Source organism: Methanoregula sp. (genome assembly GCF_052325125.1).
In the GTDB taxonomy this organism is placed as follows: domain Archaea; phylum Halobacteriota; class Methanomicrobia; order Methanomicrobiales; family Methanospirillaceae; genus Methanoregula.
The window spans coordinates 21,879-48,532 of record NZ_JBKQWO010000020.1 but is presented as its reverse complement, the minus strand read 5'-3'; the positions used below and the strand labels follow the sequence as shown (position 1 = coordinate 48,532).

Sequence of the window (26,654 nt, the reverse complement as noted above, 5' to 3'; positions counted from 1 at the left end):
TATACCTGCTTGATCACCTGTCATGCCTGTCCATCATATCCCTCGTGAGTGAGTCACGGGGACACCGAAGAAAACGGATACAGGTGTTGCGGTCAGTCGTTCGTACGGGTGCGTGGCGGAGCCGGAGGATTCGGACCCGGTTACGCAGGATATGTCACTGCCCACCGGAACCTGTCCTGCAAATCCGATGGCATTTCCCTGCCCAACCGGGAAAATGCCACCGGTTTCTGCAGCACCCGCTGGATGTACCAGGAGACCGATCGTGATCAGGATCATTGCCGTTCCCATCAGGATCTTACCGGTGTCCATGCGAGTGCCTCCGTTTGTTTTTTCATGGATCGGTGACACACCGGACTGTTTCCCGTGTATCACCTGATCCCAACGTTGCATGCAACGCCAGATATATTGCCCCCATGATGCAGGTTAGACCGTTGAACCTGCGGGTTACACGATGGTCACAGCAGGTACATCACAGGAAACCGCATACATGAATCCTTTGTACGTGCATAGGGTTATGGGACGACAAGGTGACGTACCTCTCAGGAAAAACATGGACCCGGCAGACAAGTCTCCTACGATTGTCGTTGAGGATACAGCGGAATCTCTCGACGAACTCTCGGAATATCTGGATGTGCTTTCCAGCAGCGCCCGGCTCAGGATCGTGAAATTTCTCGAGAAGAAACCCCGTGATGCGCGGGCGATCTCCCATGAGATCGAGACCAGCTATGAGAATACCAAAAAACACCTTGACAAACTCATGAGTATCGGGGTGATAAAAAAAGAAGCAGGTCTTGGCGCCCCCACATCCAAGGGAATTCATCCCGTCTGGCAGTATTCTGTCGTGCCAGGAGGCCTTGAATCCATAATCCGGAACCTCGGGCTGTTCTCCAACACACGTGTCCAGATTATCGGGGGGGAGATCTCAAGGAGGCTGGAATCGGTCAAGAGCACGCTCTCTCAGGAAGTGCTGGGAAACGTGCCTGCTGCCATCGTCCTTGGCGGACATGACGATGGTAGAACCTTTCTTTTGAGAACTGATACCGTGCGGGTCGGGAGGAGCGACCCGGAACGTCCTGCCGATGCGACCGGGGATGCAGATGTCGAAATCTCCGGTGCCTATACCGCAGTGACCCGGATATCGAAACCTCACGGGAAATTTCTCTTCAAAAAGGATGGATGGTATTTTGAAGACTGCGGGAGCACCGGCGGAACAGTGCTGAATAATGCACGGCTGGAACGCCATGTGCCCACACCGGTTCACGATGGCGATCTTCTCGAACTGGCGAAAGGGGCCGGTGGGGCAAGGCTGTTATTAATCATCCCCAAAAATCCATAGATCGTATACCCGGATGAGTGTGCAGGAGCAGGTGCAGCTCTCTGTTCCTGATACTGACAGATGAATAAAATATGATCCAAAATACCGGTACACCGTTCATGATGCGCCATCTAGGGCTTGTCCTTTTCTGCTGCGCAGCAGTGCTGCTCGTGAGCGCGGTCTGTGTACCCCCGGCAGCCGGGGCCCAGTATACCGTTGCCCCCTCTGGAGGCGGATTTACTAGCATCCAGGATGCGGTCACCTGGGCATCCCCCCTCGATACAATCACGGTCTGGAGCGGGACTTATCCGGGAACGGTAAAAATCGACAAGAAGATCACGCTTATAGGTGTAGATACCGGCGGGGGATTACCGGTCATTGACCCGGGAAAAAGGGGAACCGCCCTTGAAATCGATGCAGACGGTTGTACTGTTGAGGGCTTTGTTATCCAGAACAGCGCAACGGCGAGTGGTATCCTCGTTATCTCCAGCGGAAATACGATCGAAAACAATACCCTGACGGGGAATGCAGCAGGTATACAACTTGAATCAGCAGGCGACAATTCCATCACCGGAAATGCGGTTACGGGCAGCAGCCGTGCAGGCATCGTGCTCAAAAATGCAAAAAACAACCTCATTGAAGGAAACCGGATAACCAAAAACACCCTTGGAATAACCATTGATGAACAATCTGCCGCGAATACGATCACCTTTAACACGTTTTCCAATACCGAAAATGTCCTGTCAAAAGGCACCGGTCTCCAATGGGAATCACCGTCGGTCATGTCCTATGTATATCTGGGAAGGACATTGACGGGCAGGCTGGGGAATTACTGGAGCGATTACCGGGGGACTGACGAGAATTCCGATGGCATCGGAGATACGCCGTATGTGGTGGGGTCAGGCCTGAACCGCAATCCCGGAGTGGCCGCCATCCAGAATGAGGTCGACCCTGCCCCGCTGATGGATCCCATCGAGTATTATTCACAGATCAAGCCGGCCGCATCCGGGGCAGACCTGACACCGGCACCGGTGAAAGTCCAGGTAACGGGGACATCCGAAGGGGAAGCCTTACCGGTGGAAACCATGCCTGCAACAACCGGGGACCGGACCGTGAGGCCGCTCGTCGCTCTTTTCGTACTGGTACTGCTGGTGTGTATCATCGGTGCCGGCGGGGTACTCTTCATCAGATCCCGTAAAAACCGCCCGGGACACATGAGGGCGCATCCGGCTTTATCAGGAGATACGCATCCGCGGCCTGTACTGGATTTACCCGGGCAGGATGCGGTACAGGGAAATAATCGCCATCATCCGGATGCAGGACCAGAGGCCACAATACCCGCTCCCGAGACCGAGATTGCATCGGCCCCCCGGGAAACCCCGCCGCCAGCCGGGCCAAAATTTTATTTTCCCCCGGAACTTGAAGGCCGGTACGTGGATATCAGGCATGTCGGCCGGGGGGGCGTCGCGCACGTCTTTGCTGCACACCGCAAATCGGACAACCGGCTGGTCGCAGTCAAGATCCCCATCAGTTTTGACGAAGTGACCGGCAAGTGTTTTTTGAACGAGATTGCCGCATGGCAGACGCTCCGGCACAAAAATATCGTCGAAGTGCTTGAGGTGAACATCCTGCCGGTCCCCTATGTCGAGATGGAGTACGTCCCGGGATCGCTCGAGGCCGTGGCAAAACCCCTGCCGGTCTGGAAGGCCGTGCATCTCGTCCATGGTATCGCGGACGGGCTTGCGTACGCTCATGCCCATGGTATCATCCACCGTGACATCAAGCCGCACAACATTCTGGTGACCAACGATTTTGTCCCGAAAATTACTGACTGGGGGATGAGCAAGGTCATCGCGACCACGATGGAGAAGTCAAGCGTTGCCGGGTTTTCGCTCTCGTATGCAGCGCCGGAGCAGGTCTCTCCTGCGGAATTTGGCAGGACGGATGTCCGCACTGACCTCTACCAGCTGGGTGCGCTCTTCTACGAACTGGTCACCGGGTCGATACCGTTCGGGGGGGAGAGCATCGTTGAAGTCGGCAATGCGATTGTCAGGGACGAACCGATACCCCCGACCGAATATAATCCTGATGCCGAGGCCGTGGAGAAGATCATCTTAAAATGCCTGGCGAAAAATCCCACAGACCGGTACCAATCTTCAGGCGAGTTGCTGGATGCACTCTCGCGGTACCTTGATGAAGACGATGAATAATCGGGCGGATCGGCATGGCGGACGAACAGAAAACTTATGAGCCCGCGACCTGCGGGCACTGTGGCGGGATCGGGTGCACCTACTGCGACAAAACAGGAACTGTCCTCGTCCGGGCGCCAAAGAAGGCCTGTCCGGAGTGCGAGGGGGTCGGGTGTATCTATTGCGGGTTTACCGGCTGGGCGCACCCGAAGGGCAAATACGATTGATGTGCCGTTTACGGGAATGAGCCCTCAACCCGGTGGGGGATCACGCATTCCTCGAAACGTTTCAGGAAATACCGGTCGGTCATACCGGCGATAAAGTCGCGGACGAGGCCGGCTGGTGGTGTCGATTGGACGTAGTCCCGGTTCACCCACGGCGAACCGGCAAATTCCGTAAATATTTTCGAGCCCCGGTGATCTGCCTCAACATCCGAAAGATACGTTGAAAAAAGGATGCGGTACATGGTCCTGATCTTTTCCCGTTCCGCGGTCAGTTTCGGGTTGTCGTATATCCGTTCGCGGGAGAATGCCCGGAGGGTCGCAAGAGCGTGTTCCACCGACGGGCTGTAGGTAATAAAACCCTCCTCATCTGCATCGCTGTTGTCAAGCAGGTCGTGAATCAGGGTATCGATGATCGCACGGTTGTCGGTCCCGAATATCTCTTTGCACTCCGGGGGAATGTTGTTCATGTCATGTATCAGGCCGACCTCCTGCGCATCCTGGAGATCGCGCCCGATATAGGCAATCGTGTCGGCAAATTTCACGACGCAGCCCTCCAGGGTCATCGGAGCCCCGGACCGGGTTCCCTCTGCATTGGCCTCTGTTTTCCGGTCGAACGCCGGCCATCCGGAGCAGGGTTCCGGGGAGATACGGACATCGTCGGTCTCCCCGTTATGGCAGAGGATACCATCTAGCACTTGCATGGTCAGGTCCTGATCCTCTATCTGGTCAAGGAATCTGACGCTCTTGACGTTGTGGAAAAATTTTCCGATCCCGTGTTCTTCGCAGAGTGCCGAGAGGCAGGACTCGCCGAAGTGTCCGTACGGGATGTGACCGATGTCATGCCCGAGTGCGATCGCTTCGATTAGATCCTCATTGAGGCGCAGGCACCGGCCAATAGTACGGGCGATCTTCGAGACAAGCTGGACATGGATCACCCGGTGGGTGATGTGATCGTTCTCAATCAGGTAAAAAACCTGTGTCTTGTCGATATACCGGGTATAAGCCCGGGTATGGATGATCCGGTCCGCATCCCGTGAATAGGGCGTCCGGATATCTTCCGGTTTCCGGTTCTTCCTCCGCAGCGCCTGATCGCTCCGTGCGGCATGGGGCGAGAGCAGGGCTTCGCGCTGGTGCGTATACCGGTAAATCTGCAAATCCCGCCTGTTATCTGGGGCGCCGCATGCTCCTTTTGATCTCATGCTCTACGTCAATCTGGGAAGCGGGGGGCATTAAGGCTGACGCCCTTAACGGACCGGCCCCGTACAACGGAACTTAAAGGAAAAAGGGGACCCCGGACCGGTGCAGCAAAAGGATATCCACCGGCAAAGGATGGTCGGTGTTAATCGTGAGTGTGCCAGTATTTATCCCGGGCCGGCATGCCGGTTATCTCCCGTACGTCACGTAGGTCTCACCATACTGGACGACATGCCCGCCCATGGCATGCAAAAGCTCCTCTTTTGTTGCACCGGGTGCAAGATCGAGTTCGGCGTCCAGTCCGTATACCTTGAAGAAGTAACGGTGCGTCTGTCCGCGGGGCGGGCAGGGGCCGGAATACCCGATTGTACCAAAGCTGTTAGCTCCCTGTACTGCGGTTATAGGGAAGGTAACCGTTGGGGTTTTTGGGACTTTTTCCGGTATAAGTTTTACCAGTTCCACATTCCATGCCAGCCAGTGAACAAAACCACCGCCCCCGGGAGCATCGGGATCGTTGCAGATGATAGCAAGGCATTTTGAGTGCTGGATATTCACACCGCCGACGTCAATCTCCGGCGACTTGTCCTCCCCGTCACAGGTATAGGCGGGGGGAAGGTTCCTGACAGAAATGCTTACGCTTAAGGTCTCCATAGGTTGTTCACATCCGGTACTCGCATCATTCACAGCCGGTCTCATAAAGGTAACTCATCCGCCTGTGAACGAAGAATATCGGGGCGCCCTTACCTGGGGAGTTTTACCGGGTTGAGAGCGCAACGGTTTCCCCAAACTGGAGCACGTGGTCTTTCATCGCAGCCACGAGCGCGTGCTTGTCCGATCCGGCCGGAAGTGCCAGCATTGCATCGAGCCCATATACCTTGAACTGGTAGCGGTGAGTCTCGCCCGGTGGGGGGCAGGGACCGGTGTAGCCGGTGATCCCATAATCAGTCGTCCCTTGTACCGCAGCAACCGGCACGTTAACCGTACCCTCGTGGGGAATTCCTTCAGGAATCACATGGTCCGGGAGCAGGTTCCAGATGATCCACGGGGTAAACGAACAGCAGCTTTTAATAAACGGGTTAAAGACCATGACGGCAATGGAGGCAGTACTCGGGTCCAGATCCTCAAGGGTAATACGCGGCGAATGGTTGCCGCCGTCACAGGTATAGGTCGGAGGGAATTCCAGAAAGCCCAGTGAAACCTGAAGTGGTGTCATCATGCTTATCTCACTGCTGTACGGGAAAAAGATAAGCCCGATGTAGTGATTCAGCCGGAGTGCTCCGGTTTGCGTGAGGCACATGGGCGTTGAAAAGAGAACCTGTTTTCCCGCCGCGTGAGGGATCCGAACGGTACTACCCGACCGGATCCGGAAAAGAGTCATCGGCAGGGTCTTATAGGAACCGGCTGCACAAACAAACACAGGAATGATCCCATATGACCTGTCACGACACGTTTGAAATACTGCCTATCGGTGTCATTCACTCTCCGTATAAAACGCCAGGTGAGGCACCGCACCAGGGCCGGTTTTCAGAATCAGAATCTGTCATTGAGATCTATGAACCCTTTGAGCCTGGCCTCCGGGATATTGAACGCGAGAAACATCTTGTTGTCCTCTACTGGCTTGACCGGGCGGATCGTTCAGCCCTTGTCGCCACACCCCCGCATACCGGTATCGAAAAGGGAGTTTTTGCTACCCGGTCGCCTCACCGGCCTAACCCGGTAGGGCTCTCGGTAGCTGATCTTGTCCGGCGGGACGATAACCGGCTGATCGTGCGCGGGCTGGACGCGCTGGACAATACACCGCTGGTGGATATAAAATGTTATTCCCCCGGAATTGACTGTATACCGGAATAACTCACCATCCTGCCGCAAAGGAACAGATGCGATTTCCACACCTTTAATGTCTAAAAAAGAGAATGGTAGAGGATAGTAGTACCCTGTTGTACTCCAGAGGCAACCCATGGCAAAGAAACCTGACGGCACCCTACCGGCCAAACCCGAAAAAGATTCCTGCTCCCACGAGTGTTCCAGCTGTGCGGCAGCGGGAACCTGCTCCGATGCAAAACCCGGCCTCCCCCCTAAAGCAGACATCGATGTAAAACACGTTATCCTGGTTCTTTCGGGAAAAGGCGGAGTGGGAAAATCGACCGTATCCGTGAACCTTGCCTATGCACTCTCCGGCCACGGTTATAAAGTCGGGCTTCTGGATCTCGACATACACGGACCCAACATTCCCAAGATGCTGGGGATCGAGGATCACCAGCTTTCGACGATCGGGAACAGGATCGAACCGGTCCATGTCACCGGGGCTCTCTCAGTCATATCCATGGCATTCCTGCTGCCTGACAAGAGCTCACCGGTTATCTGGCGCGGGCCCATGAAGATGGTGGCAATCCAGCAGTTCCTCTCCGAGGTCAACTGGGGATCTCTGGACTACCTTGTCGTAGACCTGCCCCCGGGCACAGGTGATGAAGCTCTCACGATCGCCCAGCTTGCACCCAACGTGCGCGGTGCGGTAATCGTGACAACCCCCCAGGATGTTGCGACGCTTGACTCGAAAAAGGCCATAAAATTCGTAGAGAAACTTGGCCTGCCGGTCCTCGGCGTCATTGAGAATATGAGCGGGATGCTCTGCCCTCACTGTGGCCAGGAAATTGATCTCTTCGGCAAGGGTGGCGGCAGGAAGATCGCTGAAGAACTTTCGGTGCCGTTCCTTGGCGCCATTCCCATTGATATAGATATGCGCAAGGCCGGGGATGAAGGCCGGCCATTCATTATCCGGCGCGGTGACAGCCCCACGTGGGCGAGCGTGGACAAGGTCATGGAAGCGCTCATAAAAATCGTCGAGGGATAAACTGGTATGGACTACCTGCGGATACTTTCCGGAAAAGCGGCGCCCCTCCCCATATATGAACCGGTCATCACCTGCCTTGATAACCCTCAGGCATTTCCCGATCTCCTTGAACCGGTGTACCGCGAAGCCATGAAACTCGACGATGAAACGCTCGATCAGTTCCGCTTTGCCCTCCTGCGCCTCCAGATTTATGCGGATATCCACCGGAACGAGGATCTGGAGAAGGCTATGCATATCCGCTATGTCTCGCAGGTACTGGAGAAAGTAATCTTTGGCACGCTCGTCATGGAGCCGCCGGAGCCTGACGCCTCCTGATTATTGTCAGTACCAAAAAGATATTATCGGGGTGAATGTGCATGGATGATACCTATAAGTGCCCTCCCGGCACATGTATGATCTGATAAAAAACAGGATCCCGAGAATAATTCTTTCTTCTTTCATTCTGAATACGCGATAGATCAGACCGGAGATACCCATGACGTCACGCATGCATGCCCCCCACACCACCTGCCCGGGCTGCCAGGAAGAAGTTTTTCTTGATGAGCTCGTGGGGGGCAAATGCCCGCTGTGCGGTTGTTCGCTGGAAGACTTCGAAGAGTCCATCGGGGAGTATGACGGCATTCTCGATCGTTCGGATCTTTCGTGGCTCATCTTCAATTATTTTGTTTTCAAGAAATTTGTCGATCTTGGGGTTCCGCCATCGCAGATCATGGAATTTGTGTCCAGCTACGAGCAGAATGCGGATAAACCCGCGGAAGAGTGGACGAAAACGGAGTTCTCCCTGGAACTCCCTATGGGGACTTTCGACAGGATCCGGCCCAAGCGATGCGCGAAGTGCAACCGTCTCTTTGTGCGGGGCGGACGAAAACAGATCACCGGTGACATGCGTCACACTTCGGTGGATATCCAGTACGTTTGCAACCGGTGCTGACATACACCCCCGTCAGCGGTTTTATTGGGGGGCTCTCCAGAGTAAACCCCAAAATATCACTTTAATGCTCATGGCGGCTTTCAGTACGCCGTATCTCTCCTCCGGTATGACTTCCCTCCCAGTGCGATAACCCCGAAACGGTACTGCACCATCATCGTACAGGGATTCAGTTCAGGAAGACAGGTGTTTTCCCGCAATTGCTGTAGTTTTTGCAACGTGCTGAAAATGAAGGTTTCCGCAAAAACCGGATTTTTATTATACATGAGGCGTATCTTTGATAGGTGCCGTTTTTTTAGTATCTTTTAATGTCTCCATGCCTGATGAATCATAATCATGCCGGCAGGTATAATTTTCCTGATGCACCGTGGCATCGGATCATTTCCGTAGTGATACCAGTATGATAATCCCGATGATCACAAGGGCTGCAAAACTGATGAGCAGGGGGAGGATAACTCCATAGGGGGTTATCCCCGCCGGCAACTCCGGTTGCAGCGGAAAAGAGGAGTTACCTGCAATCCGGTATTGGAGAATAGTAAGCTGTGCCGTTGCATTGCCCGACGTGGTGTATTTGTGCTCGCCGACCGAGACGATATACGAACCTGCCGGCAGTCCGGGCTCATCGAGCGAATAGGTCCACTGATTGGTATTGGTACCTCTTTCAACCGGAATATTTTCTGATGTTACCAGATCACTGGAGCTCGCATTTCTGATCTCTACATGGAGGAGGTTTTCGGGCCCGACGTTCGTTGTACCGGTAATAAGAATGGCTTCTCCTGTTGTCTGGTCGGGTAGTTTGCCGGAATTGCTCGCCCGGTTGAAATGCATGGACGGCTCATCTACATAGAAGTAATAGGGAGTAAATATATCATCGACGTTCGGCTGCACCGATGCATTGAGAATAGTGTCGGCTATTGAATCGATATCGGTGGGGAACGATGATATTTGCCCGATGCTGGCGATAATTTTTCCCTGATCTGCAATGCGGATACCATCGTTCCAGAATAGTGGACCGATCTCAAAACTCCTGTCGGCACCCGGATCCTGCATCAAAAATGCATATTCTCCGGGAGAAAACCGGTTGGTCACTTCAGGTTTGATAGTGAAGGTGAAATTTCCCGCTTTATCCGGTTTTGCCGTTTGGGTTGCAAAGTAATCCCGTCCAACAATCCAGAGGGTTACCGAACCATTCTGTGCACCGGTACCCATGAGGGTTACCGTATCCGCCTTCACAATGGTCTGCGGACTGCTGGTCACTGCGGTAAGCGCGGCAGATGCCGGCAGACCGAACACTACCAGCAGTATAAGCAGGGTGACAGCAGTGGTCCTTGATTTCATCTTGATCTCTCTCTATTTTCCCGGGTTGTACCACCGAGCACGCGAATCGCTTGTCTTAATAGGTGTGGTATTCTCTCATAACCTTAACGCCCAGATCCTGTTCATCTGATTACCGAAACACAGATTGGGGGCCCGGATCTCTTCCACATCCCAGGTACCGGAATGATAAGGTACGGGTAAAATGACTCTTGAATCAAACGGCCTGATCGTCAGGGACTGATGTACCATGCATTATCTGTCTTAACACCAGAACAGATAATCTCCGTTTAAGGCCGGAGGCAGGGTAATTAAAAAAAAATCAGTATGTCCTGCCAACGAGGGTTGCCTTGCCTGGCTTCCCGCAGATAATGCAGGGTCCGTCCGTGGCCTCGATATACTCAGACCGGACTTCGGTTCCGAGCAGGCTTGAGTTTGCCTTCTCTTCGATAGTATTCCCGCATCCCCGCTCCCGGCACCAGCGGACGACCGCAACGTTTCCCTCATTGAGAGCAGAATTCAGCGCATCCATCGAATCAGCGGTACTGAGATGTAATTTTGCGTTCTCTTCTGCTTTTGTCCGGATCGCATCTGTGATTTCGCCAAGTACCCGCGAGACGTCACCAGATGCCATTGCAAGGGAAATTGTGGTTTTTCCTCCGCTCCGTTTGACTGCCATGGCCTTTCCGGCATCGAGATCCCGTGGCCCCAGTTCAAGCCTGAGCGGGACGCCCCGGAGTTCCCACCAGTAATACTTTGCACCGGGCCGCATATCCCGGTCATCAAGTTTCACCCGGAAACCGGCGGTTTCCAGGTCTGCTTTGAGTTTTTCTGCAGCGGCTATTACATCCTCGTGATGATTCCCGATGGTGATCGGTACGATCACTACCTGAAGAGTGGCAACAGCCGGGGGAAGGATCAGGCCTTTGTCATCGCCGTGAACGGAGATCAGTGCCGCGATACAGCGCTCCGATATCCCGTAGCAGGTCTGGTAAGCGACTTTCTGTTCCCCGTTTTTGTCCTCGTACAGGATCGAGAACGTGCGGGAGAAGTGGTCGCCGAGATGGTGGACGGTGCCGATCTGGAGGGTCTTACCATTGGGCATGATAGTATCAACCGCAATGGTATAGTCCGCGCCGGGGAATTTGTCCCAGTCAGGGCGTTTCGAGATAATGATCGGGATGCAGAGACTCCGGTAAAACTCGCGGGTGAGTGCAATCTCAGATTCGACCTGTGCCTCTGCCTCATTCCATGTCGCGTGGACGGTATGCGATTCCATGAACGAGGTGATCTCGCGGGCACGGATCATCGGGCGGGTTTGCTTGGTCTCGTACCGGAAGGTGTTGACCACCTGATAAATCCGGAGGGGGAGATCCGCATGAGAACGTACCCAGAGGGCAAACATCGGGTAGATTGCCGTCTCACTCGTCGGCCGGAGTGCCAGTTTTATCTCAAGAGGTGTTGTGCCGCCGTGAGTCACCCAGTATACCTCATTCTCGAAACCCTTGATGTGCTCTGCTTCCTTCATGAATTCCTGCTCCGGGATAAGCAGGGGAAAAAGCGTCTCGTTATGGTCCCGGTCAAGCAGTTCGCGCAGGCGCCGGTAGACATATGTGCGGACTGCAAACCCGTACGGGAACCACACATAGAGCCCTTTTACCGGGTAACGGACGTCCATGATCTCCGCACGCCACAGAAGATCGTTGTACCATTCAGAAAAATCCTGTTTTTTTGGCAGGGCGCCCGCATCCTCGTCCATAAAAACCTCTTAAGCTACTATTTGTATGACTGCCGGCGTAATAAAAGCCTCGACCACTGCTGCCATGGCGATAAGGGGCACCACGCAGAAGATGAAGAGCCGGGCGGACTGAGCTGCATCGGCAGCCGTATCAGCGGCCCCGTACCATTCAGCGATAAGTGACTGCGCCATAAGAAATCCAAGCGCAGCCGCGAGGATAAATGCGGGAATCTCGAAGATCCCGTGGGGAAGGATAGCGGCGGCGATAAAGATCGCCGAGTGACCGTGGCTGATGATCTCGGTGATTGCACCGATCACAATGCCGTTCAAGCTCAAAATCAGCACCGTCAAAATGCCAAAGGAGGCTCCCCCCAGAAAGAGCAGGATACAGGCTTCGAGGTTGTTGGCAAAAAGCTTGATGCACATATCGATGGAATTCCCGATGGTAATCTGGCCGGCAATCTCTTTCTGGAACATCACGAGCAAGTCATTTCCTATCGTCGGGTCGCGTGCAGTTCCGACCCATCCGATAATCATTGCAACGAGAAAAAGAAGAATGGTGACCGTGATAGCATTACCCAGCGAAGAACGATCCGGATTGATCAACGCACCGGGCTCAGACATAGAGAACCATCCGGATCATATCACGGACACCCGGAGCAAGGCCGACCACGATCATCGCAAGAAGCACCAGGTACCAGAAGGCCGGATTTGCCTCTTTGCGATAGAGCTGCATGATGTAAATAGCCGGGAAAAGGACGATGAGCTTGAGCGGGTACATGACAAACGCAGTACCGGTCATCTGGATCAGGCCCGACCCGACCACATGCTGTTCGATATAATGGACTGCCGGGTGGAAGGTAAGCCCGTAACTGGTGGCACTGGCGTCCAACAGCTGCCCGAAGATGAGTGCGATGTAGAGCGGATCCCTGACATATTCCCAGGAAAGAACATATCTCATGCAGGCCCAGACAAGCACTGTTGCGGTGACGGCCATGAGCAGGATCACTACAAGGATGAAAAGATCGACATGGGAATGGGCCATGCCCCAGGAGAAAAGAATAAGCGAGATAACAAAAACCGCCATACAGCCGACCAATGCGTAGAATGACAGGAAATTTTTGATCAGCCCGTTTTTCTTGAGTATGCCCCCGATAAAGATCATCCCGAGCGTAAAGAAAAACAGCACAAAATAGATCGGGGGGGTAACGATCAGGTACTGCCAGTCACCTGTGATCATCCCGGCATCCTGGATCACCCGGAGAACGCCGCCAAGCACCACGTAGGGCAGAGTGGCAAGAATAAATGAGGAATCAAGTTTTATGCCATGCTCTGAAAGCCAGGAAGAATTCGAGAACCAGCGGTACAATAAATACACACCGATGATGAGGATGATCGCGTAGGTGAGTGTCTCGACAATATTATAGGGCTCGCCGTACTTCACCGGATCGATGTAGTATTTGTATATGAAATCACTAATCATTCATAATCCGGATGAGCCCAGATACTATAAAATTACTTAAGGAGAAGGTCTTTGACAAGTCCAAGTGGATGCAGTTACCCCGGGATGTGGTAATCGGCCATGAGGTCCTTAACCAGATCATCCCGGTCTGCGAAGACCTCAAACTGGGCAGGTCTGCACTCCTGATCTCGGGAAAAAGTACCATGGAACGGGCAGGTAAAACCGTCGCAGATCTGCTTTCCGGAACAGGTGCCGTGAACATTTTTATCGCAGAAGAGATCAGCCCGACGATTATCAGGAAAGCAGAGCAGGAAGCACAGGGCTCGGATTTTGTGATCGGTGTGGGGGGAGGCCGGGTAATCGATACGGCAAAGATAGTATCGTATAACCTCGACCTTCAGTTTGTTTCTGTTCCGACAGCGGCATCACATGATGGCATCGCTTCTGCCCGGGCATCGGTACCCACGGGAGAGGGCAATGTCTCCCTCGAGGCGCATCCGCCAGTTGCCATCATTGCGGACACCGGTATTATTGCGTCCGCCCCGCACCGGCTCCTCGCGGCCGGCTGTGCGGACGTGATCTCCAATTATACCGCCATCCTTGACTGGGAGATGGCTCACCGGATCAAGGGTGAGCCAATGAGCGAATACGCGGTTGCACTCTCTAAAATGACTGCAGAAATTCTCGTCAAAAATGCCGATCTCATAAAACCGCACCAGGAACAGTCTGCATGGTTTGTAACAAAAGCACTGGTATCGAGCGGGGTCGCGATGAGCATCGCCGGATCGTCACGACCTGCAAGCGGCGGGGAGCATAAATTCTCTCACGCCATTGACCGGCTTGCCCCGGGAAAGGCCCTGCACGGAGAAAGCTGCGGGATTGGTACAATTATCTCGATGTACCTCCATGGTGGCGACTGGCGGGGGATACGTGAGTCGCTCCGGACTATTGGCGCGCCGGTGACACCTGCGGATCTTGGCATCTCTGATGAGGTCGCCGTCGAGGCACTCCTGATGGCAAAGACTATCCGCCCGGAACGCTTTACAATCTTTGATATGGGCATCACCAGAGAATCGGCAGAGAAACTGGTGCAGATGCTCTATTCGGAGTAATCCGGCGCAACACGGTAAAAAGTACAGGAATTTTACCATGGCTGATACAAAAACCAAAGTGACGCTTGTGGGAACGGTGCTGGCAAAACCCGGTGTCGAGTTTATCTACGAGGGAGAGTCCCCGGAATGTGGAACCTGCAAGGTCAAAAAGGCATGCAACAACCTCAATAAGGGCCACCGGTACAGGATCGTGACGGTCAGGAGCACCCATCATGAATGTGCGGTTCATTTCAACGGTGCAACTGCTGTCGAAGTGATGGATGCCCCGGTGACCATGCTTATCGGCGCGGATATGGCGATCGTCAACTCGAGGATAAAAATAGAGTTTTCCTGCAATAAGGCGGATTGCAAGAGCTACCCGCTCTGCAGGCCGGACGGCGTGGTAGAAGGCGAAAAATATGTTATTGTCGAGGTGCTGGGCAATGCGTCCGACATATGCGGCAAAGGCCGGGCGCTCAAGCTGGTTGAGATTAAACCCGCATAATACGTGTTTTATTAATCTTCCGATATTTGTGACCCGGTATGCCCCTTTTGCTGCATTATTGCGCAGATATGTCAGGAGCACCGCATTATCAGGAGGTGGGATCTCCGGTATAATACTCTGAACGTGTTGGATAAGATTGCATAATTTAATGTGTTGATATTTGTTGAGAGGGATCACGGGGATCTCGTACGATATCAGCAGATCCCCCGCCGATCCGGTGAAAATACCCCCACTGACCCCCCGATGAATTTTTTCTTGAAAATTTCCCGAATTTATCATCGTAAAATTGCCCTAAAAACATTCCCTTTTCTGAAGCGTGATGGAGGGGGTCAGATGGGTACAAATTGAAAAACGGCCGCACAAACACTGGTGGACTTGATGGAACCTGCGACCCGGTTTTCCGGAACAATAGCGACGTGAAAATGCGATGCCGGCATCATGTCCGGGTATGCGAATTGCGCGCTGGAAATGTGGGAGAGAGGTGGAGGGAGTCGGGCAGTGTATTAGCTTATCCCCGGTCCTTCCGCATCTCCCACAAAGCCCCCGCAATACGGATCAGTTCGTCATACCTTTCGGCCACCCGGCTCCACCGCTCCGGCACCGCACCGATCCCCCAGTATGCCCCGGCAAGCGCCCCGCAGCAGGCACCAACGGTGTCCGCATCGCCGCCGAGATTAATGGCTGAGAGCACGGCATTCTCAAACGTACGGGCATTCATAAAACAGAAGAGAGCCGCATGTGAACAGAGCACGGCGTCAAGCGAGGGCTCGGGCCGATATCTCTCGTAACTTCCGAGTTTATCCAGCACCTCTGCATCTCTGCACCGTGAGCGGGCGTAAACAAACGCCCGTTTTTTTTGGACACCCCGGCACATCTCGCTCGCCATTATATTGAGCCACGCAGAGCAGTGGGCGGCTACTGGATCGTGGTGGGTGAGCCGGGAGCACATGATGCTCACCTCATACACCTTGTCGGGGGGGTAAAAGATTCCAAGCGGGAACCCCCGCATCACACTCCCGTTGCTCCGGCTCCCGTGATGGCGCCGGTGCACGAGCCATGCGGCACGCTGCGGCGGGGTGCCGGAACGCACGAGATTAAAGAATGCTGATGAGGTGGGGCCGTACCATTCCGGACGCTTTTCGTACCCGGAAAGCAAACGCCCAATAAGGTCAGACGGTTCAAACCCTTTAGATACGAGAAGCGATTCAGCGACCGCACATGCCTGCAGCGTATCATCTGTGTACTGGCCGGCCTTCCGGAAATGGCGCCCTCCGGGCCGCATATTTGTCTCCCACGCTTCAGGAGGGGGAGATCCTTCAAAAGGCGCACCCAACGCGTCCCCAATTGCGAGTCCTGCAAGTAATCCCCTTGGGTGAATGTATTCTCTTATAAATTTCACCAATAAGGTATATCTGTCGTACAGAAAAATTAACTTTTCAGAGAGAAGGCGATAGTGTGCAAAAGGAAGAGTTACTGCATCTGCATATGCTGATGGTTCACATCAGGAAGTATTACGAGAATACTACGAGTGAGGAAATAGTTACCGAACGCTATGATGCGCTCGAGATATCGCCGGTACATATTCACAAGGATAAAAAAGCCCATAAGGATGCTCTTCTCACACTTGGCGATGAAGTAGTATCCCATATTAATGGACACCACCGCGTGCATGTGGTGAACTATTCTCCTGAGACTGCGACAGCATCGACTCAACAGGTCGCAGTCGAACATTAAGCGTCATGGATGAGGCTCTGGCTTTACGGGAGATAATCTCCCGCATCCTCTCCTTGCCGGCCGGTGACAGCGGGATCGTCGCCGTAAAAATTGACATCTGCCGGAAGTACCGGCTGAGTGCCGTTCCCAAGAACTCCGCGATCCTTGCGGCTGCGACTCCGGGGGAGCGGGAGATCCTGCGCAGGATCCTGCTTGTCAAGCCCACCCGTACCCTTTCGGGCGTTGCACCGGTTGCGGTAATGACCTCGCCACATCCCTGCCCGCATGGCAAATGCCTGCCCTGCCCGGGCGGACCGGCCCATCCGTTTGGATCACCGCAGAGCTACACCGGTGAGGAGCCGGCGGCAAAACGGGCCCGTGAGCACAATTACGATCCCTTTACCCAGGTTCATGCCCGGCTCGGTCAGTTCGAGACGCTGGGCCACCGGGTCGAGAAGGTGGAACTGATCGTCATGGGCGGGACGATGACCGCCCGTCCTGTGGAGTACCAGAACGAATTTGTCGCCCGGTGCATCGAAGCAATGAATGCGTATCCCGGGGAGATACCGGCGGCAGCGGTACCTTCTGTTGCATCAGTCGAAGCAGCAAACGAAAGTGCAGATGTACGGTGCGTCGCCATCACGTTCGAGACCCGCCCGGACTGGTGCAAAAAAGAGCACATCAACCGGATGCTCGACCTCGGTGTCACCAAGGTTGAGCTGGGCGTCCAGCATGTAGACGACGCTATCCTTGCCTTCAACCGCAGGGGGTGCACGGTGGCCGATACTGCCGAGGCAAACTGGCTCCTGCGGGATGCCGGGCTCAAGGTGGGCTTCCATGTGATGCCCAACCTGCCGCACTCGACGATTGCTGCGGATAAGGAGATGTTCGAGACGATCTTCTCCGATTCCCGGTTCAAGCCGGATTTCTTAAAAATCTACCCGACGCTCGTCACCCCCGGCTCCGAGATCGAAGAACTCTGGGAACTCAGGAGGTATGCCCCGTATAATGAAGATCAGCTCATCGATCTCATTGCCTATGCAAAAACGCTTATCCCGGAGTATACGCGGCTGTCCCGGGTACAGCGCGATATCCCGGCAAAACTGATTGTGGCCGGGTCGCGGCACTCCAATTTCCGGCAGCTTGCCCAATGCCGCCTTGCTGCACAGGGCCGTCACTGCCGCTGCATCCGGTGCCGGGAGATCGGGAGACTTCCCTCTGACGTGGAGCCTGACATAAGGGTGACCCGGTACGAGTGCTGTGACGGGACGGAACATTTTGTCTCTGCGGTATCAGGAGACTCCCTCATCGGCTTTGCCCGGCTCCGTTTTCCTTCATCGGAGTTCCGCCCCGAGCTTCAGGGAGCCGCCCTTGTGCGCGAGCTTCATGTCTATGGAAGTCTCGTCCCGATAGGTCTTGAAGCGGCGGAGGAAGAGGAATGGCAGCACCGGAACTTCGGGAGACTGCTTCTTTCCCGTGCCGAGGAGATCGCAAAAGCAGCAGGGTTTGCGCGGGTCGCGATCATGAGCGGTATCGGTGTCCGGCCCTATTACCGGAGACAGGGATATGAGCGCAGGGGGCCCTATATGGTAAAGGAGATGTCATGAACCCGGCAACTACGGAGTTTGTACGGCAGCGGTTCACTGAGTACTACCAAAAGGCAATGCTGGTCTCACCTCCATCGCTTGCGCAGCGGGAATGGGGTTTTGTACTCTTTGCTCCCGGTGCTGCCGAGATGCGGATGCGCCGCCACATCGCTTTCACCGATCGCAGGGAGCTCTTTGATTATATCCAAAACCTCGTCCCCTCCCATCTCTATTACTCAAGCGCGTACTACGAGAAACCCGATGCGCCCACCATGGGCGAAAAAGGCTGGTGCGGGGCAGATCTTATCTTCGATCTGGACGCGGATCACATTGTAAAAGGACCCTATGACCAGATGCTTTCCCGGGTAAAGGCCGAGACAGAAAAACTGCTGGCCATGCTCACCGGTGAACTCGGGATTGATCCAAAGAAGATTGATCTGGTTTTTTCCGGTGGGCGGGGGTACCATGTACACGTGCGGGATCTGGCATTCCGCGGGTGGGGGAGCGCCGAGCGGCGTGAAGTGGTCGATTACATCTGTGGTATCGGGATCGATCCTTTCATCCTGCTCTCCGGGGGATCTCCATCGTCCGGGTGGCCTGCCCGGTTCCGTGAGGCGCTTATTGATTACATTGCATGGCTTGGCACCTTGAGTGGGGATGAGGCGACGGGGTATCTTACCGCACTTGATGGTGTGGGGAAGGAGTCTGCGGCCGGGTTCTTAAAAAAGGGCGTAGATATGATTAACGGACTCCGTGGGGAGTTCGATCCGACACTCCTCAAAGACCGGGTCATAAAAGCGGTCATAAACGAAACCGATGGGGAATTCCGAAAGCGGCTGAACGAGAAGGCGGCCCTTGCGGATGAGCCGGTCACAACCGACATCAAGCGCCTGATCCGGATGCCGACCTCCCTTCATGGCGGCAGCGGGATGCGGGTGCAGCCGCTTGAGGTACGGGATCTTTTCGAATTTGATCCTCTTATTGATGCTGTGGTCTTTTCTTCCCGCGATGTCAGGGTGGACGCGCGATTCCCGCTTGCCATGCCGATGCTTGGAAGCACTTATCAGATCCAAAAAGGGATCTCTACAGTACCTGAGGCTGTGGCAGTCTTCCTTTGCTGCCGCGGCATCGCGGAAATAGCCTGAAAAATAATCTCCTTTCGAGGGTCTGCTATGGGATTTGATGATCTGCGCAGCATTCTGCTCTCCGAACGCGAAACCGGCAAACTGCTTCAGATATCGCCGGATATCTTTGACCGCACCCATGCAGAGATCGCAGCACTCTTAAAGAAGGTCTATGCGATTGAGGATCCGCTTTCCGATGAAGCGCGGGCACTTATAGAAGAAACGATCGCGATAAAAGAGACCATGCATGAACTGTTCTCCATCCGATCTCGCAAGATTCTTGCCCTCGCGATCATGCACGCTGAGGGCAATTACTATGATCGTGAGGAGGTAAAACGGATGCTCCCGGCAGAGCATGAGATGTTTGACCGGGTTGCGTCCGGCCTTGAAGAATGCCAGGGAATCCTGCTTAATAATGCAAAACAGCCTCTTGTGCCGCCACTCCCTGCAGTTCTCCGCGGCATCGAATCTGCAGAAGATGAAGGGGATACGGTATATACAGAAGTTCCCGCGGCACCGGAAGATGCGGAACCTCAATCTCCCGTTTCATCGTCCGCTGCACCTCCCCTCACGCCACCCTATATGCTCGTGCGGGTGCTGCAGGATATGGATACATTTATGGGTGTAGATGGGAGGATCTACTCTCTTGCAAAAGGTGATATCGTAACCCTGCCCGAGCGGAATGCATCCGTGCTCAGTGACCGGAACATTGTTATTGGCATTACCCTTCCCTCTTGTAAATAGACGAAATCTTTCAGAGGAATTCTTTGCAGAGCAATCTACCGGGGAGCTGCCGTTATTGTGGGGTGATATTTTCTGTCCTGATGCGACGGGAAGATCCACACTATCCTAATCTTTTTAATATCCCAGCGCCAAAATCATACCACTCTTCGCCACGATGAGAATTGCATAAAATCGGGATGTTAGTAGTATCCTGAACTTCCGGTGAACCCATATCTTAAATATGAACCTTAGTAAATAATACTGGGATTCAATATCCAGTCAATTCGGTGAAAACAACATGAAGATGCCAGTGAAATTCAAAACATACTGTCCTTTTTGCAGGAGTCACCAGATCCATGAGGTGGAGAAGGTCAAGAAGAGCAAGACGACCGGCCTCCACTGGATCGACCGCCAGAAGGGACGGAGAGGTAAAGTGGGCAACATGGGCAAGTTCTCGAAGGTCCCTGGTGGCGATAAGCCCACAAAGAAGATTAACGTCAGGTACCGCTGCACAACCTGTGGGAAAGCCCACCTGCGGAAAGGCTACCGGGTTGCCAAGTTCGAGTTGACGGAGTGAAAAACATGGTACGAGAAGCACGAGCGAACCGGAGCAGTTTTTTGAAGGTAAAATGCCCGGATTGCGATAATGAGCAGACTGTCTTTTCCAAGGCGAGCACGACAGTCAAGTGTGTTGTCTGCGGACGCGATCTTGCGACCCCCGCGGGCGGAAAGGCGAACTTAAAGGCTGAGATCATCTCAGAGTTCAAGTGAGCCACACATGCCGGACAGAGATTGGCCACAGGAATCGGAACTGGTAGTCTGTACCGTAGAAAATGTCAAGGATTTCGTTGCGTTCGTATCGCTTGACGAGTACGGTGGCAGGCAGGGGCTTATCCCCATCTCTGAAATCGCAACCGGCTGGATCAAGTATATCCGTGACCATATCCGGGAGGGCCAGAAGATCGTCTGTAAGGTTCTCAACGTTGACCGGAACCGTGGTCACATCGACCTTTCTTTAAAGGATGTCAACGAACACCAGCGCCGCGAAAAGATCCGCGAGTGGAAAAACGAGTCAAAGGCGCGCAAGTGGATCGGTTTTGTCGCAGAGAAATCCGGCGAACCCGCAACAGCTATTGAAGATGTAATTCTCGATAAATATGGCGAGTTGTATGCGGTGTTTGAGGATATCGTCACCGACAGCGATGCAACGATCAAAAAACTGGGACTCTCCAAAAAGGCAGGCGAAGCGCTGGTGCATATCGCCCACGAGAGCGTAAAGATCCCCAGAGTCGAAGTGACCGGCCAGCTTGTGCTCATGTCCGCAGAGTCAGATGGTGTGACCGTCATACGGACTGCCTTAAAAAAGGCCAGCGAAGCAAAGACTGCAGGTGCAGACATCGAGCTGCTGTATCTGGGTGCACCGATCTACCGGATCAAGGTGACAGCACCCGATTACAAGAAAGCAGAAAAAGCGCTTGAGAAAGCCGCCAACGCCGCAATTGCTGTTCTTGAAAAAGCAGGCGGCGAAGGCAAACTCGTAAAAAAACCCAAGTCCGGGAAAAGTCAATGAGCGGGAGAATCCGTCGCTGCGGCGCAGATCATACCTATACTCTTTCTCATACATGCCCCCTGTGTGGCAGGCCGACAATGATTGCCCACCCGGCGCGCTTTTCGGTACAGGATCGTTTCGGTGCATACCGAAGGATGGCAAAGGAAGGAGCCTCACCATGATCGATGACATCAGCATCCGGTACGAGGATACTTTTACGGATAAAAACCTCACAAACCCGGTCCTTATCGGCGGATTGCCCGGTATCGGGCAGGTGGGAAAACTCGTTGCCGAATATATGATTCACGTACTGGGCGCGGAAAAAATAGGAGAGATCCACTCAATTTACCTTCCCCCTCAGGTCATTATAGAAGAAACCGGTGTTGCCCGGTTGCCGCGAAACGAGATCTATCTTTATCGGACAGAGGACCGGCATGTCGTTTTCCTTGTTGGTGATTTCCAGAGCACCTCAAACGAGGGACACTACCTTATGGCAGATGCATATCTCGATATCGCTGTAGAACTTGGGGTAAAACGCATTTATACTCTCGGGGGGTTCGGTGTCGGGCACCTGGTCAACGCACCCCGGGTCCTTGGCGCTACAAACCGAGAGGACCTTAAAGCGGAGATTGAGATGGCGGGCGTGACGTTTGACCGTGACGAACCGGGCGGGGGGATCGTGGGCGCTGCAGGTCTCCTCCTCGGGATGGGGGGCCTTCGGGGAATCGATGCGGTCTGCCTGATGGGCGAGACAAGCGGTTATGTTGTCGACCCGATGAGCGCGGCCAGTGTTTTATCAGCTCTCTCGAAACTTATTGCGGTGCCGGTTGATCCCACACAGCTTAACGCCCGTGCAGCCGAGATGGAGAAAGTAGTGCAGGGTCTCCTTGAAAGTGAGAAGATGCAGCGCGATGAAGAGCTGAGTTATATCGGCTGACGATCCTTTCTTTTCGATTTTTCCGTAAAAGATTCCGGGGAAATCCTCTATAAATGCAGTGGTATCTCTTCAACCTTTTCTGTAATGAATTGAATTTTCCAGATTTCTGCGGATGAGAATGCCAGATCCGCTTCAGATCCGTTTGCAATGCATATCCATTTGTGTTATAGGTCTATTCCCTCATGAATATACATTACATAAATATGCGTGCGCTGGCAAACTGTATGCTCTCTGTGATGGTTGTTGATGATGATCCGGCGATTCTGGAGGTAACGCAGCTGGTACTGGAGAGATCTCACGAGATCTCGGTCAAACCGGTTGGCCCTTCCCGGGAAGCACTCGAAGTACTCCAGAAAAGCAATTTCGATGTCATCGTTCTTGATTACGATCTGCCGGGAGATCAACGGTATCGAATTTTTAAAGATCATATGGGGGAGAAGCGACGTAACACCGGTAATTATTTTCACCGGTATCGGCCGGGAACATACTGCGATCGCCGCACTCAACAATGGTGCAAACTTCTTCTTAAAAAAAGGCGAAAATACGGAGATGCCCTTTGTAGTGTTGCAGCAGATGATATGACACGCAGTCGATCAGCGGTTCGTGGGAAAAGCGAAGGGCCTGTCCCGGAAGATTGTTTTTGACCTGATCAACTTCTCTCCCAATGCCGGATTTGTCATTGATCCTGAAGGGAATGTGCATGCCTGGAACACGGCCATGGAGCAATTGACCGGTGTTTCTTCGCAAACATTACTCGACAAAGGAGATTTCGTTTATGCAGAGCCCCTTTTTGGCAGACGCCAGAAATGCGTATCGATGGGTGCCATACAGATGAACACCAAGTATCTCGAGGGAGCAATCGAGGCATTCAAAATGATGGTCAACGTCCTGCCCAACAACATGGATTCATGGAATTATATCGGCATCTGTTTAAAAGAACTAGGAACACTCGAGGAGTCTCAAAGTTTTATTTTGACCGGGCCCGGGATATCAAGTTCTGGAAAAAAGATACGCCCATCCCCAGAAAACGTAGCGAGTGCCTGTGAGGATACGGATATTACGGATAGGCCCTTTTATAGTGATTACGCGTGCTCTCATGCGCTTATATTGTTGTAAGATGTAATCAGGAAGGTACTCATGTTTGCAAATGCCGATTTGCATATCCACTCACCATTTTCAATGGCAGTATCGCGCGCGATGCACCCGGAAAAACTTCTCGCTGCATGTACGATAAAGGGACTTCACGTTTTGGGCACCGGTGATGCCCTGCACCCGGCCTGGCAAAGGGAATGGAAACCTTTCTTAGCGAACAAACAGGGGATCTGCGTCATCCCGACTGGTGAGGTCGAGGACGAACACCGGGTTCACCACTTGATCCTTGCCGAGGATTTCGGTCAGTTCGATCAGCTCCGTGATCTCTTCGTATCAAAAAGTAAAAGCATCAGTACGAACGGCAGGCCCCACGTCTCTCTCTCCGGGGAAACCATTGCAGAGCGGGTGCACGATGTCGGGGCCCTCATCGGCCCGGCGCATGCGTTCACACCATGGACGGCGCTCTTTGCATACCATGATTCCGTCGCAGGCTGTTATGGTAGTGAGCCGATCGATCTGCTGGAACTCGGGCTCTCGGCGGATAGTTCGTACGGTGCGGGTATCCCGGATCTCTCTCATGTCCCCTTTCTCTCGAACTCGGATGCCCACAGTCCGCAGCCGGAGAAGATCGGCCGTGAGTTCAACCGGATCCAGATTAATGGCAGTCTCTCCGTACGGGGCGTGCTTGACTGCATCAGGGCCGGCGCCATCACGATGAATGCCGGATTCTTCCCGGAGGAAGGGAAGTACAACCGTACCGCATGTGTCCGTTGTTTTACCCAGTATTCCCTGGGACAGGCCCAGCAGCATAACTGGCGCTGCCCTGCTGATGGCGGGCTGATCAAGAAGGGCGTGTTCGACCGCGCCCGTGAACTTTCACGCAGCCCACCCGGGTCACGCCCGCCGTACCTCCACATTGTCCCGCTCGGGCAGGTCATCCAGACTGTTGAAGGAGTTTCATCGCCCGGAACAAAAAAATGCCGCGCAATCTACGACGCATTCATCTCGGCGTTTGGAAACGAGATCGATGTGCTCATTGCGATCCCGGAACCGGAGATACGGGCAATCCGCCCGAAGGTTGCGGATGCCATTGCAGCCTTGAGAGAAAATCGCGTGATCCTTCATCCCGGAGGTGGAGGGAAGTACGGCACTTTTTCCCTTGTATAATCCATGGAATCAGGTGAGCAGTGCGGCACTTCCATCCGCAATTCACCGGTTTTGGCTTGTGGCTTTTTTAGGAACTTTAAAAAAGGGAATTTTTCTAACCCTTACATATCGAAGTAAAGGTGAAACTCCCACGGGTGGGGGCGGAGACGAATAGCGTCTATCTCAGCCCGTTTATACTCGATCCAGACATCAATGACGTCTTGGGTGAAGACGCCTCCTTCCAAGAGGAACTTGTGGTCTGCTTCTAATGCGTCAATTGCCTGTTCAAGTGAGCCGGGGACGGTCGGGAGCTTCTTTGCTGCCTTGCCTTCGAGTTCGTAGGTATTTCCTTCGAATGGCTGGCCGGGATCGATCTTCTTTTTGATACCATCGATACCCGCCATCAGCAGGGCTGAGAACGAGAGATACGGGTTGCACATTGGGTCCGGGGGCCTGAACTCGATCCTTTTTGATTTGGGGTTCTCCGAGTACATCGGGATCCGGACTGCGGCGGACCGGTTCCTGAGGGAATATACGAGGTTGACCGGTGCCTCGTATCCCGGAACAAGCCGTTTGTAAGAATTGGTCGATGGGGCGCAGAACGCCATGAGTGCATTGGCATGCTTGAGGAGACCCCCGATGTAATACTTCGCGGCCTGGCTGATCATTCCGTAGCCCTTGGCATCGAAGAACAGGTTCCTGCCATCCTTCCAGATCGACTGGTGGGTATGCATACCGGAACCATTGTCCCCGAAGAGAGGCTTGGGCATGAACGTCGCGACCATACCGAATTCCCGTGCCATGTTCTTGACTATATATTTGTACATCATGCAATTGTCCGCCATTTTGACCAGAGGACTATACCGCATATCTATCTCATTCTGGCCCGCGGTTGCCACTTCATGGTGGTGCACTTCTACGGGAATTCCTGTCTCAATCATCCTGTTGATGATGCGACTCCTTACATCTTGGAGCGAGTCGTGTGGCGGTACCGGGAAATAGCCTTCCTTATGGCGGGGTTTGTACCCGAGGTTGGGCTGTTCGTCCCTGCCCGAGTTCCAGATACCCTCAACTGAATCCACCGAGTAGAACCCCTCGTTGACGGTCTGGGAGTACCTGACGTCATTGAAAAGGAAGAACTCGTACTCCGGCCCCCAGAAACTTTCGTCGGCGATGCCGGTGGACTTGAGGTACTGCTCTGCCTTCTGGGCAATAAACCTCGGGTCCCTTGTGTACGCTTCCTTGGTTATCGGATCAAAAACGTTGCAGATGATCGAGAGCGTAGGTACTTCGCATACCGGGTCTGCAACTGCTGTAGAAGCATCCAGGTACAGGATCATGTCCGATTCCTGGATCTTCTGGAAACCACGGATGGATGAACCGTCAAACCCGATCCCTTCGGCCCAGATGCCGGCATCCGGCTGGGAATCTTTGACCAGCTCTGAGGCAGGGATGGAGAAGTGCTGCCAGAGGCCGGGCAGATCGTTGAATTTCAAATCGACGATCTTGATCTCCTTCTTTTTTATAAGAGAATTGATCGAGCTGATCTGCTCTTTTGTCACGCTCGTCATCGTGGTGCTCTTGCTCTTTTGAACCATTAAGTCACCTTTTCATACCGACAGGCATTTTCAAGCATGCTTGAAGATCCGGGAAATCACAGGGAATCCGTCGAATACCCATAGGTAATAGGAAGATTATTTCCTAGTTATAGTATTTAAAAGATACTTTTGCCACAGAAAAAACGAAGGTAAAGAGTGAATAACTTGCTGATATGGCAGAACGCATGGATCTCCGAAAAGGAATGGGAGGGCTCCTTGACGTCAGCAGGCAGAGAAGCGTCCCTAAGAAGTACTTTTCTACTGTTAATAATTAATAAAGATGTCATATTGCCGTTCTCTATCTCTTCCCAACCCAAAGGGAAATTGACCGCCCGTCCGGAAAATGCTGTTCCGATCCATTGTATCTGGCCAGAC

General features: G+C 53.6%; 31 protein-coding genes and 1 pseudogene. 22 read left to right on the top strand and 10 right to left on the bottom strand.

Going from position 1 to position 26,654, the window contains the following annotated elements:
* Positions 1-33: 33 nt before the first annotated feature.
* Positions 34-309: a hypothetical protein gene (locus tag ACLQMU_RS04990; protein ID WP_424040376.1), complete on the bottom strand. Its 276-nt coding sequence runs from the start codon at positions 307-309 to the stop codon at positions 34-36.
* A 205-nt stretch (positions 310-514) separates the two neighbouring features.
* On the opposite strand from ACLQMU_RS04990, the gene ACLQMU_RS04985 reads away from it, so the two are divergent.
* From ACLQMU_RS04985 to ACLQMU_RS04975, 3 genes are all read left to right on the top strand, one after another.
* Positions 515-1,336 (top strand): FHA domain-containing protein, encoded by an 822-nt coding sequence (locus ACLQMU_RS04985; RefSeq protein ID WP_422148506.1) that lies wholly within the window; start codon positions 515-517, stop codon positions 1,334-1,336.
* A 71-nt stretch (positions 1,337-1,407) separates the two neighbouring features.
* A complete protein-coding gene (locus ACLQMU_RS04980; RefSeq protein WP_443673579.1) occupies positions 1,408-3,525 on the top strand; it encodes a protein kinase domain-containing protein in 2,118 nt (705 codons plus the stop codon).
* 14 nt (positions 3,526-3,539) lie between these two features.
* On the top strand, positions 3,540-3,731 hold the full coding sequence (locus ACLQMU_RS04975; RefSeq protein WP_422148508.1) for a hypothetical protein: 192 nt from the start codon (positions 3,540-3,542) through the stop codon (positions 3,729-3,731).
* A gap of 8 nt (positions 3,732-3,739) precedes the next feature.
* Here the strand turns inward: ACLQMU_RS04975 and ACLQMU_RS04970 are convergent, their stop codons facing one another.
* The 3 genes from ACLQMU_RS04970 to ACLQMU_RS04960 all read right to left on the bottom strand — a co-directional run bounded on the left by ACLQMU_RS04970 (position 3,740) and on the right by ACLQMU_RS04960 (position 6,339).
* Positions 3,740-4,927, bottom strand: coding sequence for a deoxyguanosinetriphosphate triphosphohydrolase family protein (locus ACLQMU_RS04970; protein ID WP_443673578.1), 1,188 nt, complete (start codon positions 4,925-4,927; stop codon positions 3,740-3,742).
* A 184-nt stretch (positions 4,928-5,111) separates the two neighbouring features.
* On the bottom strand, positions 5,112-5,573 hold the full coding sequence (locus tag ACLQMU_RS04965; protein WP_422148510.1) for a YbhB/YbcL family Raf kinase inhibitor-like protein: 462 nt from the start codon (positions 5,571-5,573) through the stop codon (positions 5,112-5,114).
* A 103-nt stretch (positions 5,574-5,676) separates the two neighbouring features.
* A complete protein-coding gene (locus tag ACLQMU_RS04960; protein ID WP_424040380.1) occupies positions 5,677-6,339 on the bottom strand; it encodes a YbhB/YbcL family Raf kinase inhibitor-like protein in 663 nt (220 codons plus the stop codon).
* 14 nt (positions 6,340-6,353) lie between these two features.
* On the opposite strand from ACLQMU_RS04960, the gene tsaA reads away from it, so the two are divergent.
* The 4 genes from tsaA (at position 6,354) to ACLQMU_RS04940 (ending at position 8,704) form a co-directional block, all read left to right on the top strand.
* Positions 6,354-6,773 carry a tRNA (N6-threonylcarbamoyladenosine(37)-N6)-methyltransferase TrmO gene (gene tsaA / locus ACLQMU_RS04955; protein ID WP_422148512.1) on the top strand — a complete coding sequence of 140 codons (420 nt, stop codon included), beginning with the start codon at positions 6,354-6,356 and terminating at the stop codon, positions 6,771-6,773.
* 106 nt (positions 6,774-6,879) lie between these two features.
* Positions 6,880-7,773: an Mrp/NBP35 family ATP-binding protein gene (locus ACLQMU_RS04950; RefSeq protein WP_422148513.1), complete on the top strand. Its 894-nt coding sequence runs from the start codon at positions 6,880-6,882 to the stop codon at positions 7,771-7,773.
* A gap of 6 nt (positions 7,774-7,779) precedes the next feature.
* The gene (locus ACLQMU_RS04945; RefSeq protein WP_422148514.1) at positions 7,780-8,088 is read left to right on the top strand and encodes a hypothetical protein; all 309 of its coding nucleotides are present in this window, start codon (positions 7,780-7,782) and stop codon (positions 8,086-8,088) included.
* Between the two features lie 160 nt (positions 8,089-8,248).
* Positions 8,249-8,704 (top strand): hypothetical protein, encoded by a 456-nt coding sequence (locus tag ACLQMU_RS04940; protein WP_422148515.1) that lies wholly within the window; start codon positions 8,249-8,251, stop codon positions 8,702-8,704.
* A gap of 375 nt (positions 8,705-9,079) precedes the next feature.
* On the opposite strand, the gene ACLQMU_RS04935 is transcribed toward ACLQMU_RS04940, so the two are convergent.
* The 4 genes from ACLQMU_RS04935 to ACLQMU_RS04920 form a co-directional block, all read right to left on the bottom strand.
* Complete coding sequence (locus ACLQMU_RS04935; protein WP_422148516.1) at positions 9,080-10,039, bottom strand: hypothetical protein; 960 nt, start codon at positions 10,037-10,039, stop codon at positions 9,080-9,082.
* 298 nt (positions 10,040-10,337) lie between these two features.
* Positions 10,338-11,774 carry a proline--tRNA ligase gene (proS, locus tag ACLQMU_RS04930; protein ID WP_422148517.1) on the bottom strand — a complete coding sequence of 479 codons (1,437 nt, stop codon included), beginning with the start codon at positions 11,772-11,774 and terminating at the stop codon, positions 10,338-10,340.
* 9 nt (positions 11,775-11,783) lie between these two features.
* Complete coding sequence (locus ACLQMU_RS04925) at positions 11,784-12,377, bottom strand: stage II sporulation protein M (RefSeq protein ID WP_422148518.1); 594 nt, start codon at positions 12,375-12,377, stop codon at positions 11,784-11,786.
* Positions 12,370-13,236, bottom strand: coding sequence for a DUF63 family protein (locus tag ACLQMU_RS04920; protein ID WP_424040383.1), 867 nt, complete (start codon positions 13,234-13,236; stop codon positions 12,370-12,372). Before ACLQMU_RS04920 ends, ACLQMU_RS04925 begins: the two co-directional genes overlap by 8 nt.
* A gap of 11 nt (positions 13,237-13,247) precedes the next feature.
* On the opposite strand from ACLQMU_RS04920, the gene ACLQMU_RS04915 reads away from it, so the two are divergent.
* Entirely contained in the window at positions 13,248-14,327 is a 1,080-nt protein-coding gene (locus ACLQMU_RS04915; protein WP_422148520.1) for an NAD(P)-dependent glycerol-1-phosphate dehydrogenase, read from the top strand.
* A gap of 37 nt (positions 14,328-14,364) precedes the next feature.
* Complete coding sequence (locus ACLQMU_RS04910; RefSeq protein WP_422148521.1) at positions 14,365-14,811, top strand: UPF0179 family protein; 447 nt, start codon at positions 14,365-14,367, stop codon at positions 14,809-14,811.
* Positions 14,812-15,319: 508 nt separating this feature from the next.
* Here ACLQMU_RS04910 and ACLQMU_RS04905 read toward each other — a convergent pair.
* Positions 15,320-16,210: an ADP-ribosylglycohydrolase family protein gene (locus tag ACLQMU_RS04905; RefSeq protein WP_422148522.1), complete on the bottom strand. Its 891-nt coding sequence runs from the start codon at positions 16,208-16,210 to the stop codon at positions 15,320-15,322.
* Positions 16,211-16,266: 56 nt separating this feature from the next.
* Here ACLQMU_RS04905 and ACLQMU_RS04900 point away from each other — a divergent pair, with 56 nt between their 5' ends.
* From ACLQMU_RS04900 to ACLQMU_RS04840, 13 genes and pseudogenes are all read left to right on the top strand, one after another.
* Entirely contained in the window at positions 16,267-16,545 is a 279-nt protein-coding gene (locus tag ACLQMU_RS04900) for a UPF0058 family protein (protein ID WP_422148523.1), read from the top strand.
* A gap of 5 nt (positions 16,546-16,550) precedes the next feature.
* Positions 16,551-18,131, top strand: coding sequence for a tRNA uridine(34) 5-carboxymethylaminomethyl modification radical SAM/GNAT enzyme Elp3 (locus tag ACLQMU_RS04895; protein WP_422148524.1), 1,581 nt, complete (start codon positions 16,551-16,553; stop codon positions 18,129-18,131).
* The gene (locus tag ACLQMU_RS04890; protein ID WP_424040508.1) at positions 18,128-19,255 is read left to right on the top strand and encodes a DNA primase small subunit domain-containing protein; all 1,128 of its coding nucleotides are present in this window, start codon (positions 18,128-18,130) and stop codon (positions 19,253-19,255) included. The genes ACLQMU_RS04895 and ACLQMU_RS04890 overlap by 4 nt, the downstream gene beginning before the upstream one ends.
* A gap of 27 nt (positions 19,256-19,282) precedes the next feature.
* A complete protein-coding gene (locus ACLQMU_RS04885) occupies positions 19,283-19,978 on the top strand; it encodes a hypothetical protein (RefSeq protein ID WP_424040507.1) in 696 nt (231 codons plus the stop codon).
* A 277-nt stretch (positions 19,979-20,255) separates the two neighbouring features.
* The gene (locus ACLQMU_RS04880; RefSeq protein WP_422149528.1) at positions 20,256-20,534 is read left to right on the top strand and encodes a 50S ribosomal protein L44e; all 279 of its coding nucleotides are present in this window, start codon (positions 20,256-20,258) and stop codon (positions 20,532-20,534) included.
* A gap of 5 nt (positions 20,535-20,539) precedes the next feature.
* Positions 20,540-20,728 (top strand): 30S ribosomal protein S27e, encoded by a 189-nt coding sequence (locus ACLQMU_RS04875; protein WP_325411784.1) that lies wholly within the window; start codon positions 20,540-20,542, stop codon positions 20,726-20,728.
* Between the two features lie 7 nt (positions 20,729-20,735).
* Positions 20,736-21,527, top strand: a complete 792-nt coding sequence (locus ACLQMU_RS04870; protein ID WP_422149530.1) for a translation initiation factor IF-2 subunit alpha — start codon at positions 20,736-20,738, stop codon at positions 21,525-21,527.
* A complete protein-coding gene (locus tag ACLQMU_RS04865) occupies positions 21,524-21,688 on the top strand; it encodes an RNA-protein complex protein Nop10 (protein WP_424040503.1) in 165 nt (54 codons plus the stop codon). The genes ACLQMU_RS04870 and ACLQMU_RS04865 overlap by 4 nt, the downstream gene beginning before the upstream one ends.
* Positions 21,685-22,443, top strand: a complete 759-nt coding sequence (locus ACLQMU_RS04860) for a proteasome assembly chaperone family protein (protein WP_422149532.1) — start codon at positions 21,685-21,687, stop codon at positions 22,441-22,443. Before ACLQMU_RS04865 ends, ACLQMU_RS04860 begins: the two co-directional genes overlap by 4 nt.
* Before the next feature lie 182 nt (positions 22,444-22,625).
* Positions 22,626-22,787: pseudogene (locus tag ACLQMU_RS04855) on the top strand (hypothetical protein); the annotation flags it as partial.
* 22 nt (positions 22,788-22,809) lie between these two features.
* Complete coding sequence (locus ACLQMU_RS04850) at positions 22,810-23,025, top strand: hypothetical protein (RefSeq protein WP_422149557.1); 216 nt, start codon at positions 22,810-22,812, stop codon at positions 23,023-23,025.
* Positions 23,026-23,046: 21 nt separating this feature from the next.
* Positions 23,047-23,559: a tetratricopeptide repeat protein gene (locus tag ACLQMU_RS04845; protein ID WP_422149533.1), complete on the top strand. Its 513-nt coding sequence runs from the start codon at positions 23,047-23,049 to the stop codon at positions 23,557-23,559.
* Between the two features lie 63 nt (positions 23,560-23,622).
* Entirely contained in the window at positions 23,623-24,702 is a 1,080-nt protein-coding gene (locus ACLQMU_RS04840) for an endonuclease Q family protein (RefSeq protein WP_443673577.1), read from the top strand.
* Positions 24,703-24,803: 101 nt separating this feature from the next.
* Here the strand turns inward: ACLQMU_RS04840 and glnA are convergent, their stop codons facing one another.
* Positions 24,804-26,279: a type I glutamate--ammonia ligase gene (glnA, locus tag ACLQMU_RS04835; RefSeq protein ID WP_443673576.1), complete on the bottom strand. Its 1,476-nt coding sequence runs from the start codon at positions 26,277-26,279 to the stop codon at positions 24,804-24,806.
* Between the last annotated feature and the right edge of the window lie 375 nt (positions 26,280-26,654).